The following is a 17,877-nucleotide window of genomic DNA, read 5'->3' as shown; positions in this document are numbered from 1 at the left end:
GACCAGCGGCAAGCTACTTGCAAACTCACGTCAATTGAATAAACTACCCCAACCAGACGCAAATAGCGTATTTTTAAAGGAAAATTCAGGTCATGAGCAACATCGAAGAACGCGTAAAGAAAATCATCATCGAACAACTGGGTGTTAAAGAGGAAGACGTTAAGAACGCTGCCTCCTTCGTCGACGACCTGGGCGCTGACTCTTTGGATACCGTTGAACTGGTAATGGCGCTGGAAGAAGAATTCGATACCGAAATTCCTGATGAAGAAGCCGAGAAGATCACCACTGTTCAAGCGGCTATCGACTACATCACCGCTAATCAGGAATAAGTTCCTGTTCTGAAAGAAGCGGCCCAAGGGCCGCTTCTTTTGTATTTGTTCCTTTTCAAAACACCTCTCGGAGACTACCTCAGTGTCAAAACGCAGAGTCGTGGTGACCGGCTTGGGGATGCTTTCCCCGGTGGGTAACACTGCCGAATCCAGCTGGCAAGCACTGCTCAACGGGCAGAGCGGTATTTCCCTTATCGAACACTTTGATGCCAGCGAGTTTGCAACCCGCTTCGCAGGTCTGGTCAAGGATTTCGATCCCGAGCAGTACGGTATCAACCGTAAAGACGCTCGCAAGATGGATCTCTTCATTCAATACGGCATCGCGGCCGGTATGCAGGCGCTGGATGATTCCGGCCTGACCATCAATGAAGAGAATGCCGAACGTGTCGGCGTGGCGATTGGCTCCGGTATCGGCGGTCTGGGTCTGATTGAACAGAACCACGAAAGCTTGGTCAATGGCGGCCCGCGCAAGATCAGTCCCTTCTTCGTTCCGTCCACCATTATCAATATGGTGTCCGGTCATCTTTCCATCATGAAAGGTCTGCAAGGGCCGAACATCGCTGTGACGACCGCCTGTACCACTGGTACCCATGCCATCGGTATGGCTGGCCGGATGATCGCTTACGGTGATGCCGACGTGATGGTCGCCGGCGGTGCCGAGAAAGCTTCCACCGCGATGGGGATGGGTGGTTTTGCTGCCGCCAAGGCACTCTCCAACCGCAACGACGAGCCGCAAAAAGCGAGCCGTCCGTGGGATAAGGATCGCGACGGTTTTGTGCTGGGTGACGGTGCCGGTGTCCTGGTACTGGAAGAGTACGAACACGCCAAGGCCCGTGGCGCCAAGATCTACGCCGAGCTGGTCGGTTTTGGCATGAGCGGTGACGCGTACCACATGACTGCGCCTCCCGCAGATGGCAACGGTGGCGCTCGTGCCATGAAAAATGCTATCAAGGATGCTGGCATTGCCCCCGAGCAGATTGGTTACATCAACGCTCACGGTACCTCCACCCCGCTGGGTGATGTGGCTGAACTGCGTGGCATGAAGTCGGTGTTTGGTGAGCATGCCAAATCCCTGATGGTCAGCTCCACCAAGTCCATGACCGGTCACCTGCTGGGCGCCGCCGGTGCCATCGAGGCGATCATCACTGTGTTGGCCCTGCGTGATCAGGTGGCGCCGCCCACCATTAACCTGGACAACCCAGATGATGAGTGCGATCTGGATCTGGTACCCCATGTGGCCAAGTCAGGCAGCTTCGAGTACGCCCTTTCCAACTCGTTTGGTTTTGGCGGCACCAATGGCTCACTGATCTTCAAACGCGTATAATTTGCCGCAGGGCAAAGACACAGGCCCGATACTGCCGGTATCGGGCCTTTTTTATCGGAGGGATCCCTTTGCTTATCAATGGCATGAAGCTTGATACCATCTCGGCCCATGATCGGGGGCTGGCCTATGGTGACGGTCATTTCACCACCATGGCGGTCAGGGAGGGTCGCGTGTTGCAGTGGCCTGCCCATCTGGCACGGTTGCAGCTGGCCAACAACCGGCTGGGATTGGTTGAACCGGACTGGGATCTCTTGACCCGGGAGGTTGAAGAGATGGTGGCCGACCAGCCACAATGCGTGGCCAAGGTGATCCTGACCCGCGGCGAAGGGGGGCGGGGCTATGATGGCAGCGGATGTCAGCACATAACCCGGATTGTCACTCTGGCGCCATTTCCCACTCACTATGGCCAGTGGCAACAGGAGGGGATCGAGATGGTGGTGTGCCGCCAGCGGATCGGTGATGCCCCTATGCTGGCCGGGCTTAAAACCTTGAATCGGCTGGAGCAGGTATTGCTGAAAAGCGAACTTGTCAGCCGAAATGCAGTCGAAGGGATAGTGCTTAACAGTCGCGGTTTTCTCATTGAAGGGGTCAGTGCCAATCTGTTTTGGCGTCGGGGCAAGACGGTGTTTACGCCCGATCTCGCCCGCGGTGGTGTCGATGGCATCATGCGCCGCCAGGTGATGGCGATGTTGAAACAGATTAGTATTGAGTTGCGTGTGGTAGAGGCTCCTCTGGAGTCACTATGGCAGGCGGAAGAGGTGTGGCTCACCAATACCCTGATGGGGATCGTGCCGGTCAATGGCATAGAGGATATTCACTATCCCCCAGCGGTATTGAGTCGCCGTTTACAGGAGCGTTTGGTCATTGAAGTTTAATCGGCTTTACACCCTGCTCGCGGGGGCGGCACTGACGGTAGCCGCTGCCGGGGGCTATGTACATTACAAATGGCAACAGGTAGAGACGCTCACCAACAAGGGGCCGACCCGGCTCTTTACGGTGGAGAAGGGTGCCCATGCGGCGCGCCTCATTGCCGAACTGGGTGAGGGGGAGACCAGCCCTTGGGTGGTGCGGCTCTGGCTGCGCAGCCATCCCGAACTGGTGGCCATCAAATCGGGCACCTATGAAATCAAGGAAGGGGCCCCTCTCAAGGAGACCCTTTCTCTGTTCGCATCGGGCAAGGAGTTTCACTTCAGCCTCACCTTCGTCGAAGGTTCCCGTTTCGAGGATTGGCAGAAGCAGCTCTCCAGCGCCCCATACCTTGAGCGATTGACCGTTGAGCAATCCGAAGCCGACTTGGCGCAGGAGCTCGGCATCGAGAATGGCAAGCTGGAGGGTTGGTTCCTGCCGGAAACGTACGCCTATACCACACATGCCAGCGATCTCTCAATCCTGCGTCGTGCCCATCAGGATATGGAGACTTTCCTGCAGCAGAGCTGGGAGAAACGTCAGGCCAACCTGCCTTACAAGACCCCCTATGAGGCGTTAATCATGGCCTCCATCATCGAGAAAGAGACCGGCCAGCCGGACGAGCGTGCGCAGATCGCCTCGGTGTTTGTCAATCGTCTGCGTCTGGGCATGAAGTTGCAAACCGATCCCACCGTCATTTACGGGGTGAAAGATCGCTACGATGGCAACATTCGCCGCAGCGATCTGACCGACAAGAATCCCTACAACACCTATGTGATCGATGGTCTGCCGCCCACGCCTATTGCCATGCCGGGCAAGGCCTCCATCGAAGCTGCGCTTAACCCCAAGTCGACCGACTATCTCTACTTTGTCGCTAAGGGGGGCGGTGCCCACTATTTCTCCAAGACCCTCGATGAACACAATCGGGCGGTTCGCGAATACATATTGAAGAAACCCTAATGTCTAAATTTATTGTGATCGAAGGATTGGAAGGGGCAGGGAAGAGCTCGGCCGTGCGTTATGTGACCGACTATCTGCAGCGCCACGGCATCAACCGGATCGAGTGCACCCGCGAGCCAGGTGGTACGCCGCTGGCCGAGCGGATGCGGGCCATCGTCAAAGAGGTGCACGACGAGCGCCTCACCATCGAGGCGGAATTGCTGCTGATGTATGCCTCCCGCGTACAACTGGTGGAGACCCGCATCAAACCCGCACTGGCCGACGGTGTCTGGGTGGTGGGAGATCGCCACGATCTCTCCTCCCAGGCCTATCAGGGTGGCGGCCGTGGTATCGATGCCCAGCTTATCGGAGCCATCAAGCAGGCGGTGCTCGGCAACTTCAAGCCGGATCTTACCCTCTATCTCGATATCGATCCTGCCCTTGGCTTGCAGCGCGCCCGCCATCGTGGCGAGCTGGATCGCATCGAACTGGAGCAACTGAACTTCTTCGAGCGTACCCGAACTCGTTATCTCGAACTGGCCGCCAAGGATGACTCCATTGTGGTGATCGATGCGGCGCAAACGCCGGAACAGGTCAAAGCTGCCATCGAGTATGCATTGGATCACTATCTGTCGAACGAGCCGCTATGTATCCCTGGCTGATCCCTGACTGGCATGCTCTGAGCCAGACGGCCCAGTCCGGTCGTCTCGGCCACGCCTGGTTGTTGCTCGGTGATCCTGGGCTTGGCAAGGAGCAACTGGCCGAGCGACTGGCGCGTTTACACCTTTGCCAGCAACCGGATCGCGGAGAGCCGTGCGGCCACTGCCACTCTTGCCAGCTGTTTGACAAGGGCAACCACCCGGATCTCGGCACCATAACTCGCGACAGCAAGACCATCGGGGTCGAGGCCATTCGCGAGATCTGCACCCGGCTGCAGGGCTCTGCCCAGCTCGGCCGTGGCAAGGTGGTGATCATTCCTGATGCAGAGCGGATGACTGAATCCGCGGCCAATGCCCTGCTGAAAACCCTGGAAGAGCCGGCTGGCGACAGCTTGCTGTTGCTGATTGCCTCCCAGGTTTCCCGGCTACTCCCCACCATTCTCAGTCGCTGTCACAAACATGTCTGTCAGTTGCCTGCGGAAGGGGAAACAGTACGCTGGTTGGCCGAGCAGGGTCATCAGGCCACTCTGGCTCAGGTGCGGATCTGTCAGGGGGCACCGCTGCGGGTACTCGACTATATCGAGCTGCAACAGGACGGTACTCGCCGCGAACTGCTGGAACAGTTTGTCGCCCTGAGTCAAAGTCCGGTCAAGGCGACGGCACTGTGCAGCCAGCTTGGTCAGGAGACGCAGGTCAGGTTGCACTGGTTGCAGCTCTTCTTGTGTGATGCCCTGAAAACCCAGGCCGGATGTGGTCACCATCAGCTGGCCATGCCTGATCTGGCCATCTTGAGCCAGCGGTTGGCGGAGCAGCACTCCAGCGAAAAACTGCTGGAGGCAGAACAAGATCTGGTTGCCCTGAAAGCGGCCTGTCAGCCGGGTCAGCTCTCCAATCCCACCATCCATCTGATGAACTGGCTCAGTCGCTGGTTATAAGTATCGACAAGCAGAAAGGTTTTATATGTTACTCGTTGATACCCACTGTCATCTCGATCGCCTCAGCTATGGCAGCAAGCAGACCAGCATGTCTGATGTACTTGCCAAGGCCGCGAAACTGGACGTGGGATATTTTCTCTGTGTCAGTGTGACTCAGGCACAGTTCCCGACCATGCTCGAGGCGATCGCTCCCTATCCCCAGGTGTTTGCCTCTTGCGGTGTACACCCGCTCAATCAGGAACCCGGGGTGGATGCAGCCTTGTTGCTGACACAGGCTGCGGACGAAAGAGTGATCGCCATCGGCGAAACTGGGCTTGACTACTTTTATTCCCCTGAAAACAAAGAGGTGCAGCAAGCTTCTTTCCGCGAACATATCCGGGTTGCCCGCGCGTTGAACAAGCCGCTGATCATCCACACTCGCGATGCCCAGCAAGATACCTTGCAGATCATGCGTGAAGAGGGAGCTGATCAGGTGGGCGGTGTGCTGCACTGTTTCACCGAGTCTCTCGAGATGGCGCAAGCCGCGATGGCGATGGGGTTCTATATCTCCATCTCCGGGATCGCCACCTTCAAAAATGCGTCTGCGCTGCAAGAAGTGGTCAAGGCTCTGCCCCTCGACAGATTGCTGGTCGAGACCGACTCGCCCTATCTTGCACCTGTTCCGCATCGGGGGAGGGAGAACGAACCTGCCTTTGTGCGAGACGTTGCGCAGTTTATTGCCGATCTGCGTCATATTCCGCTTAATGAATTGGCAGAAGCTACCAGCCGGAATTTCTTTGAACTGTTCAAGCTGGCGAAAAAATAACACAGAAGCCCCGTTGCTCGGGGCTTTTATATTTCAAATACCAAGCTGATTACCCACCTGAAAATCAACCTAGCACAACGTTATCTCTCACCCACCCAGTCAATTCAACTCGTTCATCCATACAAAACTGGGTGAATGATATTCCGATGTTTCGTTTTTTCACCGTGGTCAAAGAGTATTAAAACATCAGGCTATAAGTATCGATAATATTCATTATCGATACTTGATGTATGGGAAGGATCCTGTAAGATCCTCTCAAACTTCATATGAATCATAGAGTTCCGTGGCATATCTATCCTTGTCCAATCCGGCTCATCAGTCACTGCAGGCTGTTTTCGATGCACAGCTAAATAGTCGGGCACGCCGCTTTTTGCGCAGTGCAAAAGCGGATTCCACCCTCAATGCCTATCAGGCGGATACCCGTATTTTTGTCTTCTGGTGTCAATTGCACGGGCTGGATCCACTGCAAACCACCCATCACGACATCATGAACTTTCTCGCTGATCAGGCTGACGGCGTATTGGCCGACTGGGTATGGCTGGATAAAGAGGAGGGAAAAGGGGAGCTGCGCAATGGTGAACCTCGTAAACCGGCAACCTTGGTGAGACGGCTTGCCGGGATCCGTTATGCCTTCAAGCAGAAAGGCATTCACCCCATGCCCACCGAACATCCCGAAATCAAGGAGATGATGCGCGGTATTGTCAGGTTGGGGGATAACCGCAAGCGCAAAACCGGTGCCCTGACGCTGCAACCTTTGACCCAGGTGCTGGATGGCATCGACACCAATGACCTCGCGGGTTTGCGTGATCACACCCTGCTGCTCTTGATGTTCAGTGGCGCCTTGCGCCGCTCGGAAGCAGCCCGAATTGAGGTGAGCGATCTCGATTTTGTGGGGCAGGGGATCCGCCTTCGCCTCAAACCGAGCAAGCATCAGCTGCATGAAACCGAGATAGCCTTGATCCCGGGCAAGCACTATTGTCCTGTGTCGGCACTGCAAAACTGGCTGAGCAAAAGCCGGATCAGCGAGGGGCCGCTGTTTCGGCGCATGAACCGCTGGGGCCAATTGATGGCCGAACCACTCGGCCCCCAGGGCATCAATCTGATGATCAAGCGGCGAACTGGCCAAACCATCGACGATCTCTACGTCAGTGGCCATAGCCTGCGCCGTGGATTTATCACCTCTGCAGTGACTGCCGGCAAACCGATGAACAAGATCATCGAGGTGACGCGCCACAAGGATATGCGAACCCTGCAGGAGTACTTCGATGACGCCCACAAATTCTCCGATCATGCCCTTGATGGCTTGCTTTGACACAACTGCGTCACTTCGTTTTTTATGTTAAATGATATCTTGTTGATCTGATGATATATTTGCTGTGCAGCCAGCAGCCCAAAGGGGAAGGGCATCTTCCTATGGATAATGGCATGTGATGAGAGATAACAAATCTGGAAATTAAACATCGCAAGGACATATGAGCCAAGAAATGACAGGGCGTGAAGTGCAAGAGGCGGGGCCCCAAAACAATGCCGAGCGGCAGCGCCAACATGTAAAACGCAAGCAGGAGACCCATACCCGACTGCAATGCTGGATCAGCAATCGCCACGCCGAGCGATTGGCCGCTCTGGGTCTTCATTTAGAAGACAGTCAGGCATCACTCATCGAGCAGGCGATCGATATGCTCTACCAACATGAGCTGGGTAGAGAACCTCCGTTTGAAAACAGAGTCTCCACACAGCTCGAAGAGACTGTTGAATAGAGCCAAGAGTGAAGTAAGAGATAAAAAAAGCCAGGTACGAATTCCTTGTACCTGGCATAGGGGAATTGGCTCTTTGCAGAGCCGTGCGCTAACTGGTGTTCGGATTGCCTTAAGCTTAGACAAGGCTCAAGGCTTTTCAAGATCCGAAGAAAAGTTCAATCAGAGTGTGGGTATTTCAGACTCGTTCAAGTGCTTATGCACCGAGCGGCCCACTACGCATTGAACAGATTGTTGTCACGCACCAGCTCGCGGGGGAGGGCATTCTTGACCCGACTCCCCACCCATTTCCCCATGCCCAGGGTATGCCCCTGATAGCGGACGATCACCTCGCCAGCGCCCGCATCCTGTTCTGGCCAGACGTCCCGTCCCATCATGAATTCCCGCGCATTGGCGCTATCCAGCTCGACAACACCCTTGCTCGCTTTATCGCCATAGGCCAGTGCCCACTCATGAGTGAGGCGATAGCCTTTCTTGAAGGTTTCTGCCAACTTGATGCCGATGCGATCGAAGCGCAGCTTGCCTTGCACCTGATCAAACTGCTGGGGAAAGAGCCAGATTTCGTCATTGCGGCCAAACAGCTGACCCTGCGGTGCCACCCCAAAGTTGGCTTCGATCTCGCGCAATATGGGTTCCGCCTCTTTGGCAGGAAGCGGCGCAAAAGGGAATTTACCCAGCTTGCCTGGCTTGAACATGGTGTTGGGCACCGAGTGATGCTTGCGCAATCTGGCGACAAAAAAACCTTCACTGTCGAAGATTTGGGGCCAAACGTGCAGGTATCCTTCGGATGTGCAGGCTTGCTCTGCATGGGGGAACAGGTCAGCCAGCGAGTCAAAACTCAAGGCATCGCCAAACTTGTCCAGCAAGGATTGGCAGACCGCTTGGTTCTCCTGCTCACTCAAGGTGCAAGTGGAGTAGACCAGTACGCCACCCGGTTTCAAGGCATGGAAGGCACTCTCCAGCAACCCTTGTTGCATCGCCGCAATCTCGTCGATGCTCTCGATGCTCCAGTTGCGCAGCGCATCTTCATCCTTGCGCACCGTGCCTTCACCGGAGCAGGGGGCATCGAGCAGGATGGCATCGAATGTCTCCGGCAACCACTGGCCAAATACCTTGGCATCAAAATGGGTCATACCTACATTGGTCACGCCGCAGCGCTGGATATTGGCGCTAAGCACTTTCAACCGGCTGCTGGAAAACTCGTTGGCAACCAGCATCCCCTGATTGTTCATCAAGGCGGCTATCTGGGTGGTCTTGGAGCCGGGGGCCGCCGCTGCATCCAGCAACATGCCATCCGCTTTGATCTTGTCGCTGGCAAAGAGTGCCATCACCGGCAGCATGGAGCTCGCTTCCTGAATGTAGAAGAGCCCGCTCAAGTGCTCGGCGGTGTTGCCAAGTGGGACAGTTTCATCGCTGCGAGTCAGCCAGAAGCCGGTATCACACCAAGGCACGGGGTCGAGCTGCCAACCCAGTGGCTCCATCAGGGCGACGAAGTCTGAGACGGCGATCTTCAAGGTGTTGACCCGAATGCTGCGGCGCAGCGGACGTCGACAACTGGCCATAAAGTCATCCATCGAGAGATGGGCCGGCATGATGGCCGCAATGTGGCGTAAAAAGTAATCGGGAAGGAAGGTGTTGTCGTGCACTGTGCCGTCTCGTTGACCGAAAAAGAGGGGCGATATCCTACCACAAGGCTAAGAATATTCTGAATCTGAACCCTATCAACAGGCACCGGAATATAAAAAAGCCCGGCACTGGGCCGGGCTTGGATGATATATGAAAAGGGTTGGGATCGGGCTGGATACGAGGGCTCCACTCCAGCCACTCTTTCTCGGCCTTGCCGTAGAGCGGATAGCTGTGTCCCGCCTTGACGGTGGGACCCATCTCTTTCTCCGGCGTATTGAAAGCAATGCCGCCGGCCAGCAGGCTCTGCACCGTCTCCACTTCGATAGTGCCGCCGGTCAGCCCGATATCCGCCTTGACCCCGGAGACATTCCAGAAACGGGAGTTGGCTCGCACCAGATGGGCATACTCCTGATCCACGTTGACATCGATCACCACCTCGCTGCCATCCCGAGCCAGCGCCACCTTGGTGACACTGCCCACCACCATCTTGCGAAACAGCAGCGGGCTGCCGACGCTCAGGCCATTGACGGAGGGGCTCTTGAGGGTCAGGGCCAGACCCACCGGGCCGACCTGACTCAAGGGGAAGCGATCTTTGCCAGCGCCTTTACCGGGTTGTGCCTCTACAAACGCCCCCTTGATCAGGGTGTCGAGGTGCGCAACCCCGCCTAATCCCAGCTTGGCTTGCACCAGAGTAAAGCGGGCGCCGGACTGCAGGAAACGCTCGGCGTAGTGGCCATCGAGCTCTGCCTTGAAGATCACCTGACCCAGTGACGGCTCCAGCTCGATCTCTTCAATTTTGCCGATATCGACACCGCGATAGCGGATCGGGCTGCCAATCCCGAGCCCCGGATTGCTCTCTGCCACCAGTGACAGCTGGCGCACCTTGGCCTTGGCTTGCTCCCTGGAATCGAACAGTTGATGACAGCTGCGGCCATTGGCCAACCGATCGAACTCGATGGCACCGCGCAGCAAGGTACCGAGGTTGCCCACCTTGACCTGCACCCCATCGACCCGCACCTTGGTGTCGATGGCCGGTTTTTTCCAGAACTGGGGTTGCTGGGCGAGGAGGGGAGCATAGACCCCATCAATCTCGAGTTCGATCTCGACCCCCTCTTTGGCGGCGCGCAGCTGTTTGACCTTGCCCGCTTCCAGCCCCAGATAGAGCACAGGCGAGCCAATGCCAATGCCATCGGCCTGATCTGCCTTGAGCAACCAGCGCTGGGGCTTGGCATCACGGGTGCCGAGCAGAGCCAGCTCCTGACTGGGGTAGAGACGATTAATCCGCTCGCCACTGCTGGCTTGTACCAGCTTGATCCCGCCCCCCAACCAGGCACTGGCCGGACTGGTTTCTACTTTGATGCCGCTCAGATCGGCATCGATCTGCAACGGGGCGGCGCGATAGAAGCGGGCACGGTTGAGCAGATGGCCATAGTTCGGCGCCATCACCAGCTCGACGCTGGCATTGCCGCGCGCATCCAGGGTGAGCTGGCTGATGCGGCCCACCTGCAATCCCTTGTACCAGACAGGGGCATCCTGATTGAGCCCCGCCAGATCGTTAGCCTGCAGCGTCACCTTGGTGCCGCTCTGGGGGGCGCGATCGGTCAGGGTCATCTTCTGTACCGGTTTGCCCGCTACATAGTCGAGGCGAATGGCCGGGCCGGAGAGCAGGCGATCTGCATGCTGCACGCCGGTCGCGGAGAGGGAGACGCTCTCCCACACCAGTTGACTCTTGTCGGTAATGCGGTAAGCCTGCTCCGGATTGATCAGCGCTGTGACCACCCGGCCTTTATCGGTAAGCCGAATGGGGTCGATACGACCGATCTCGATCCCCTCATAGAGGATGGGCATCCCTTCCTTGACCGGAAGATCGCCAGCCGCAATGTCGATACGCTCGCCACGCGCTGCTTCCGCCAGCCCTTTATAGAGGACGAAAGTCTGTCCCTTCTCCGGTTCCGGTGAATCTTTGGGCGAGTCAAAGGCAATGCCCCCGCTCAGGATGGAGGTGAGGCTGCCAGCCTCCACGCTCACCCCGGCCAGACTGAAGGAGCCCTTGATACCGCTGATATTCCAGAAGCGGGTATCAGCTTTGACCAGATGCTCGAAACGCGGCTCGATCACCAGATCCAGAATGACGTTCTGGTTGTCCTGACCCAGGCGGGTATTGATGACGCTGCCCACCTCGATACCGCGGAAATAGAGCTTGGCGCCAATCCCCACCGAACCCAGCGAATCGGCGGTCAGGTGCAGCATCCGCCCCTGAGCCTGATAGCCGGGGGGAGGGCCCTCTAGGGCATCAAAGGTCTCCTCCAGCGGATTGCTTTCACGCCCCGGTTGCAGGTTGATGTAGTTGCCGGAGACCAGGGTATCGAGGCCGGAGATCTCGGTGAGCGACGCCTTGGGGCTCACCAGCCAGAAGTCGGATCCCTTGCGGATCAGCGGTCTGGCACGGCTGTCAATCTTGGCCATCACCGCAATCTTGCGGCCATCTTCAGCCAGCTCCAGCTCTTGCACTACACCGATGGCCACCCCCTGATAACGCACCTGGGTTTTACCCGGCAAGATGCCGTTGCCCTGCGCGAAGTTGATCTGGATAAGCTGGCCACGGCTCAATACCTGCTGATAGAGAAAGCCACCCGCCAGCAGCAGGGCTATCAGGGGTAACAGCCAGACCGGCGATAACCAGCGGCGCTTTTCGATGACGGGTTCAGCCCCGATCATAGTGACTCCTTATTGGCTGGATTAAACAGCACATCAGACAAAAACAGAGAAATCATCAACGGGCCGCCTTGTCCCACAGTAAACGGGTATCGAGCATGCGGGCCGACATCATGGTCAGCACTACCACACCGGCAAAGGCGGTGGCCCCCGGGCCTGCGCGGACACTCAGCAGCACCCCCCGATCGACCAGTGCCACCATCAGCGAAATCACGAACAAGTCCAGCATCGACCAGCGACCAATAAAATCGATCACTCGATACATCACCAGCTGGCGCTTGCGCCGCACCGGTTTGGCCCGCTGCAACTGCCAGCAGATCCAACCCAGCCCCAATATTTTGCCCACAGGCACCAGTATGCTGGCGGTGAGAACTATGGTGGCAATCCCGCTCATTTTGCTGCGATAGAGCATCATGATACCGCTGAAGATGGTATCTGACTGCAGTAACCCCTTGTTATAGAAATGGGTTATGGGCAACAGATTGGCTGGCAATAACATGAAGGTGGCGAGCGCCAGCAAGCCCCACGACCAGGCGAGGGAGCGGGGAATGCGCACCTGCAATTTGCTACTGCAACGGGGGCAGACTGCCCCGGTTTGATAGCGCACCAGCAAACCACAGGTATGGCAGCGGCAGAGCCCCATCTCACGGGCGCTGGTCATGTTCCGGCTCCTTTAACGGGATCCTCGCCCAGTAGGGGGCGGGGTCAAACAGGATCAGCAGGGTCATATTGAGCAGCATCAGAATACCGAGGCTGAGCAAGCCGCCACCGAGGCGCACATCGGCGATGTCGATCAGTTTGAACAGGGCAACCAGCAGGCTGACGATATAGACCTCCAGCATGGCCCAGTGGCGAAACACCTCGACCAGCTTCAAGGTGACGGGAAGAATGTGCCAACGTTTGGCCAGACCCGAAGCCAGCACAAAGATCCCCGCCAATAATCCCACCGGCGCCAACACCGCGCACCAGAGCACCAGGCTGGCCACCCACCATTCGCCCTCGCCAAACAGCACCAGAATACCGCGCAACAGGTCGGCGTCGGTGTTGACCCCAGCCAGCCGCAGATAGATCAGCGGTTCAAAAAAGGCGGAGGGCAGCAGCAAAAAACCGGTGATGGTCAGGGCCATCAACTGAGAGGGACGAAAGGCATAACGACCATAGAGATGCTGATGACAACGCGGGCAGTGGGCATGACGACGCAGCGGCAGTGCTTTGCGCTGGATCAGCAAGTCGCACGCCGGACAGACAATTACGGAACCGGGCTCCATCATACAATTCAACCTGTTGAAGGAATTGGTGAAATTTACCCTAAAACCGGTTTCCTGTCTTGCCTGCGGTCGGAATGTTACGAAAGTATAATTGACGTTAACGTAAACGTGATATTAGATAGCCAGACTAGACAGGTGAAAGGAGTCATGATGTCCAGTTTGTCCCCCTCGGCAGGCTTGCGCTTTCGCACCGCCCTTGCCAATGAACATCCCCTGCAGATCGTCGGCACCATCAACGCCTATATGGCGCTGATGGCCGAGCGCAGCGGTTTTCAAGCCCTCTATCTCTCAGGCGCCGGAGTCGCCAACGCCTCCTACGGATTGCCGGATCTCGGCATGACCTCCCTCAACGACGTGCTGATCGATGCCGAGCGGATCACCGCCGCAACCCGTGTGCCGCTGTTGGTCGATATCGATACCGGCTGGGGGGGGGCGTTTAATATCGCCCGCACCATTCGCGCGTTCGAGCGCGCCGGAGTGGCAGCCGTGCACATGGAAGATCAGGTGGCTCAGAAGCGTTGTGGTCATCGCCCCAACAAGGCGGTGGTCACGCTGGAGGAGATGTGCGATCGCATCAAGGCAGCGGTGGATGCCCGCGAGAATGGCGAGTTCGTCATCATGGCCCGCACCGATGCGCTGGCGGTAGAGGGGATGGAGTCGGCTCTTGAGCGCACCGCCGCCTATGTGGCCGCCGGGGCCGACATGATCTTCGCCGAGGCGGTGACCGAACTGGCCCAGTACGACCTGTTCAAGCAGGTGGCCGGGGTGCCCATCCTTGCCAACATGACCGAGTTCGGCAAAACAGAGTTGTTTGACAAGGAGCAGCTCGCCGCCCACGGGGTCGACATGGTGCTCTATCCATTGAGTGCCAACCGTGCCGCCAATCAGGCCGCCCTCAACGTCTATCACCATATTCGCCAGGATGGTCATCAAAGGGCCGTCGTGGAGACCATGCAGACCCGGGAGTCGCTCTACGACTTCCTCGGATATCACCACTACGAGCAGACACTGGATCGTCTGTTTACAGCCAAGGAATAGGAGGCAGCTTATGGGACAGCAAAAACCGTTGGGTGGGGCAGGTCTGCGCGGCCAAAGCGCAGGTGAGACCAGTATCTGCACAGTAGGCAAGAGCGGCACCGGTCTTACCTATCGCGGCTATGACATCAAGGAGCTGGCCGATAGCGCCCAGTTCGAGGAGGTCGCCTATCTGCTGCTCAAGGGGGAATTGCCCGGTGAGCAGCAGCTTGACGCCTACAAGCGCGAGCTGCGTCGTCTGCGCACCTTGCCCCAGCCGCTGCTGGAGGTACTGGAGCGCATTCCCGCCGATGCCCACCCCATGGATGTGCTGCGCACTGGCTGCTCCATGCTCGGCGATCTGGAGCCGGAAGATGGTTTCGAGCATGAGCATGAAGTGGCGGATCGGCTGCTGGCCGCCTTTCCGGGCATTCTGATCTACTGGTACAAGTTCAGCCATGAAGGTATTCGTATCGTCCTCGATACCGACGAGGAGTGTATCGGTGGCCACTTTCTGGCGCTGCTGCACCAGAAGGCACCGAGCGAGCTGGAGCGGCGGGTGATGCATGTCTCCCTCATCCTCTACGCCGAGCATGAGTTCAACGCCTCCACCTTTGCGGCGCGAGTCTGCGCCTCAACTCTTTCCGACATGTTCTCCTGCATCACCGCCGCCATCGGTACCCTGCGCGGCCCGCTCCATGGCGGGGCCAACGAGGCGGCCATGGCGATGATCGAACATTGGCAAGATGAGACGCAGGCAAGGCGCGAACTGCTGGCCAAGCTGGCGGCCAAGGAGAAGATCATGGGGTTTGGCCACGCCATCTACCGCACTTCTGATCCGCGCAACGTCATCATCAAGGAGTGGTCGGCCAAGCTCGCCGAGGCAGTGGGGGATGATCGCCTCTATCGCGTCTCCTGCGAGGCGGAGAAGGTGATGTGGGAGGAGAAAGAGCTCTTTCCCAACGCCGACTTCTTCCATGCCAGCGCCTATCACTACATGGGGATCCCGACCAAGCTGTTCACGCCTATCTTCGTCTGCTCGCGGGTCACCGGCTGGTGCGCCCACGTGATGGAGCAGCGCGAGCACAACCGGATCATCCGTCCGAGCGCCGATTATGTCGGCCCGGCGCCCCGTCACTTTGTCTCCCTACAACAACGATAAGGAAATCACGATGTCCGCCAACGTCGACGTCAACCACAGACCCGAGCCCGATCAGGTGCTGGTCGATATTGCCGATTATGTCTGCAACCACCCCATTACCAGCAAGGCGGCTCTCGACACCGCCCGTTACTGCCTGATGGATACGCTTGGCTGTGGCCTCTTGGCCCTGCGCTTCCCCGAGTGCACCAAGCACCTTGGCCCTATCGTACCCGGCACCCTAGTCCCCCATGGTGCCCGGGTGCCCGGTACCCAGCTCTGCCTCGATCCGGTTAAAGCAGCATGGGATATCGGCGTCATCATCCGCTGGCTCGATTACAACGACACCTGGCTGGCCGCCGAGTGGGGTCATCCATCCGACAATCTGGGCGGCATTCTCGCCACTGCCGACTGGCTCTCCCGCACCCGCGTCGCCGAGGGCAAGGCGCCGCTCACCATGAGCGATGTGCTGGTGGCCATGGTCAAAGCCCACGAAATTCAGGGAGTACTGGCGCTGGAGAACTCCTTCAATCGAGTCGGTCTCGATCACGTGGTGTTGGTGAAGGTTGCCAGCACCGCCGTGGTGACTCATATGCTGGGGGGCAACCGCGATCAGGTAATCGATGCGGTCTCCCAAGCCTGGGTCGATGGCCAGAGCCTGCGAACTTACCGTCATGCCCCCAATGCGGGGTCGCGCAAGAGCTGGGCGGCGGGGGATGCCACCTCTCGCGCGGTGCGCCTCGCCCTGATCACCATGAGCGGCGAGATGGGCTATCCCGGCGTACTGAGCGCGCCCAAGTGGGGCTTCTACGACGTGCTGTTCAAGGGCAATCAGTTCGCCCTGCATCAGGGGTACGGCAGCTATGTGATGGAGAACGTGCTGTTCAAGATCTCCTATCCCGCCGAGTTCCACGCCCAGACGGCGGTGGAGTGCGCCATGAAGCTGCACGGTCAGGTGAAGGGGCGGCTCGACGAGATCGACCGTATCGAGCTCACCACCCATGAGTCGGCCATTCGCATCATCAGCAAGGTCGGCGCCCTCAATAACCCGGCCGATCGGGATCACTGCCTGCAGTACATGGTGGCGGTGCCTCTGATCTTCGGTCGCCTCATCGCCGAGGATTACGAGGACGATATCGCCGCCGATCCCCGCATCGATGGGCTGCGCAGCAAGATGGTGGTGCAGGAGGACAAGCGCTACAGCCGCGAATATCTGGAGGCAGACAAGCGTTCCATTGCCAACGCCATCCAGATCTTCTTCAAGGACGGTACTCACACCGCCAAGGTGGAGGTGGAGTATCCGGTCGGCCATCGCCGTCGCCGGGAAGAGGGGATCCCGCTGCTGGTGGAGAAATTCCAGCACAATCTGGCCACCCGCTTCCCGGCCAAACGGGTCCGCGATATTCTCGCCCTCTGCCAGGATGGCAAGCAGCTGGCCGCCACCCCGGTGCACGCCTTTATGGATCTGCTGGTGATCTGATCGCTCTTGCATTGGCCAACATATCGGCAAACAGTGATAAACGAAAAGCGGGCTCATCGGCCCGCTTTGTTATTCTGGCGGCTTATCCCTCGATAAGCCTTACCCAAGCGCACTGCTGTCGCCGTTAAAGAGCTCCGTCATGATGGCCGTCTCGCGACTGGCGATGGTCTCGAGAAACTCGTTGGCACGCCCCATCTGATGACACACCTGATAGCCGCGCTCGACAAAGGAGAAGAGCTCGCCCAGCCCCGCCAGATGGGCGGGCCCTGACACCAGCTTGAGGGTTGCCCCCACCAGCGGCTTTCTCGCCAGTCTGTCCAGCGTCATGCCAAGCTCGCTCACCAGCGTAATCTGATGCTCCCGACGCGCCTGTTCACCCACGGCACGATAGGCGATGGTGTAGTGGTCCGGCGTGATGGGATCAATGCCATCAATGCGCCGCAGTGCCACCACCATCAGATAATCCAGCTCTTCGGAGAGGGCATCAAGCTCGATCGCCTGCGCCAGCACCTTGAGGCCGGACTCCGGCAACAGTCGCTCGGCGGTCGGCATCACCCGCATCACGTCCGCATCGCGGCGGGCGCAATCCCCGGGGCCATAGAGATCGGTCAGGAAAAACTCGGCGGCAGGGCCATAGCGGTCACTCTCCAGTAGATCTCGATGGGTTCGCCCCAACCGGTCGGCCTGCCACTGGCGTAGCCGATCCCGATCCTGCTGATCTTCCGGGTGGGCACGCATCTGCTCGCGCAAGGCTGCAACCCGCTTGAGCAGGCGGTAGAGCCGACCCAGGGTGCTATCGTCGTCGTGGGCATGTTCTTGATGCGTCATCTACAGCTCTCTGGCCTTGGGCCCATTGATAGGGATTGGGTGATACGAAGATACAAGTGAATGAAAAACAAGCAGCTTTTGCTGACCGTTCCGTGACAAGTGTAGCGCGCACGGGGGAGGGAATAAATGCCATGCCCCGCTGATGGCCTGCATCCCT

Annotated in this window: 16 protein-coding genes and 1 pseudogene; 12 read left to right on the top strand and 5 right to left on the bottom strand. The window is 58.0% G+C overall.

Annotated features, from left to right (window positions below; translation table 11 throughout):
- Positions 1-92 precede the first annotated feature (92 nt).
- The 9 genes from acpP (at position 93) to ACTG2G_RS19915 (ending at position 7,654) form a co-directional block, all read left to right on the top strand.
- Positions 93-329 (top strand): acyl carrier protein, encoded by a 237-nt coding sequence (gene acpP, locus ACTG2G_RS19955; protein ID WP_005300909.1) that lies wholly within the window; start codon positions 93-95, stop codon positions 327-329.
- 82 nt (positions 330-411) lie between these two features.
- The gene (fabF, locus tag ACTG2G_RS19950; RefSeq protein ID WP_123173047.1) at positions 412-1,653 is read left to right on the top strand and encodes a beta-ketoacyl-ACP synthase II; all 1,242 of its coding nucleotides are present in this window, start codon (positions 412-414) and stop codon (positions 1,651-1,653) included.
- A 68-nt stretch (positions 1,654-1,721) separates the two neighbouring features.
- Positions 1,722-2,528, top strand: a complete 807-nt coding sequence (pabC, locus tag ACTG2G_RS19945; RefSeq protein WP_421386433.1) for an aminodeoxychorismate lyase — start codon at positions 1,722-1,724, stop codon at positions 2,526-2,528.
- Entirely contained in the window at positions 2,518-3,519 is a 1,002-nt protein-coding gene (gene mltG, locus ACTG2G_RS19940; protein ID WP_421386435.1) for an endolytic transglycosylase MltG, read from the top strand. Before pabC ends, mltG begins: the two co-directional genes overlap by 11 nt.
- Positions 3,519-4,160: a dTMP kinase gene (tmk, locus tag ACTG2G_RS19935; protein ID WP_421386437.1), complete on the top strand. Its 642-nt coding sequence runs from the start codon at positions 3,519-3,521 to the stop codon at positions 4,158-4,160. The genes mltG and tmk overlap by 1 nt, the downstream gene beginning before the upstream one ends.
- Positions 4,145-5,092 carry a DNA polymerase III subunit delta' gene (holB, locus tag ACTG2G_RS19930; protein WP_421386438.1) on the top strand — a complete coding sequence of 316 codons (948 nt, stop codon included), beginning with the start codon at positions 4,145-4,147 and terminating at the stop codon, positions 5,090-5,092. Before tmk ends, holB begins: the two co-directional genes overlap by 16 nt.
- A gap of 25 nt (positions 5,093-5,117) precedes the next feature.
- Positions 5,118-5,897 (top strand): TatD family hydrolase, encoded by a 780-nt coding sequence (locus tag ACTG2G_RS19925; protein WP_429205368.1) that lies wholly within the window; start codon positions 5,118-5,120, stop codon positions 5,895-5,897.
- 370 nt (positions 5,898-6,267) lie between these two features.
- Entirely contained in the window at positions 6,268-7,209 is a 942-nt protein-coding gene (locus ACTG2G_RS19920; protein WP_421332375.1) for a tyrosine-type recombinase/integrase, read from the top strand.
- A 172-nt stretch (positions 7,210-7,381) separates the two neighbouring features.
- Positions 7,382-7,654 (top strand): RepB family protein, encoded by a 273-nt coding sequence (locus ACTG2G_RS19915; protein ID WP_421257766.1) that lies wholly within the window; start codon positions 7,382-7,384, stop codon positions 7,652-7,654.
- A 212-nt stretch (positions 7,655-7,866) separates the two neighbouring features.
- On the opposite strand, the gene rsmF is transcribed toward ACTG2G_RS19915, so the two are convergent.
- From rsmF to ACTG2G_RS19895, 4 genes and pseudogenes are all read right to left on the bottom strand, one after another.
- Positions 7,867-9,297 carry a 16S rRNA (cytosine(1407)-C(5))-methyltransferase RsmF gene (gene rsmF, locus ACTG2G_RS19910; RefSeq protein ID WP_439985774.1) on the bottom strand — a complete coding sequence of 477 codons (1,431 nt, stop codon included), beginning with the start codon at positions 9,295-9,297 and terminating at the stop codon, positions 7,867-7,869.
- 148 nt (positions 9,298-9,445) lie between these two features.
- Positions 9,446-11,995, bottom strand: a pseudogene (locus ACTG2G_RS19905) (MlaD family protein); the annotation flags it as partial.
- Between the two features lie 55 nt (positions 11,996-12,050).
- The gene (locus ACTG2G_RS19900; protein WP_058057039.1) at positions 12,051-12,653 is read right to left on the bottom strand and encodes a paraquat-inducible protein A; all 603 of its coding nucleotides are present in this window, start codon (positions 12,651-12,653) and stop codon (positions 12,051-12,053) included.
- A complete protein-coding gene (locus tag ACTG2G_RS19895; RefSeq protein WP_005345516.1) occupies positions 12,637-13,263 on the bottom strand; it encodes a paraquat-inducible protein A in 627 nt (208 codons plus the stop codon). Before ACTG2G_RS19895 ends, ACTG2G_RS19900 begins: the two co-directional genes overlap by 17 nt.
- A gap of 147 nt (positions 13,264-13,410) precedes the next feature.
- Between ACTG2G_RS19895 and prpB the strand changes: the two genes are divergently transcribed.
- Genes prpB through ACTG2G_RS19880 form a run of 3 tightly spaced genes read left to right on the top strand, consistent with a single transcriptional unit; the run spans position 13,411 to position 16,892 of the window.
- Positions 13,411-14,298 carry a methylisocitrate lyase gene (gene prpB, locus ACTG2G_RS19890; RefSeq protein WP_421386489.1) on the top strand — a complete coding sequence of 296 codons (888 nt, stop codon included), beginning with the start codon at positions 13,411-13,413 and terminating at the stop codon, positions 14,296-14,298.
- A 10-nt stretch (positions 14,299-14,308) separates the two neighbouring features.
- Positions 14,309-15,436: a bifunctional 2-methylcitrate synthase/citrate synthase gene (prpC, locus tag ACTG2G_RS19885; RefSeq protein WP_421386443.1), complete on the top strand. Its 1,128-nt coding sequence runs from the start codon at positions 14,309-14,311 to the stop codon at positions 15,434-15,436.
- Positions 15,437-15,446: 10 nt separating this feature from the next.
- Positions 15,447-16,892, top strand: coding sequence for a bifunctional 2-methylcitrate dehydratase/aconitate hydratase (locus ACTG2G_RS19880; RefSeq protein WP_421386444.1), 1,446 nt, complete (start codon positions 15,447-15,449; stop codon positions 16,890-16,892).
- Positions 16,893-16,991: 99 nt separating this feature from the next.
- On the opposite strand, the gene ACTG2G_RS19875 is transcribed toward ACTG2G_RS19880, so the two are convergent.
- Entirely contained in the window at positions 16,992-17,720 is a 729-nt protein-coding gene (locus ACTG2G_RS19875; RefSeq protein ID WP_421386446.1) for an FFLEELY motif protein, read from the bottom strand.
- Positions 17,721-17,877 lie beyond the last annotated feature (157 nt).

The organism is Aeromonas sp. 55A (genome assembly GCF_051919665.1).
Lineage (GTDB): Bacteria > Pseudomonadota > Gammaproteobacteria > Enterobacterales > Aeromonadaceae > Aeromonas > Aeromonas veronii.
This window is presented reverse-complemented; position numbering and strand designations above follow the sequence as displayed.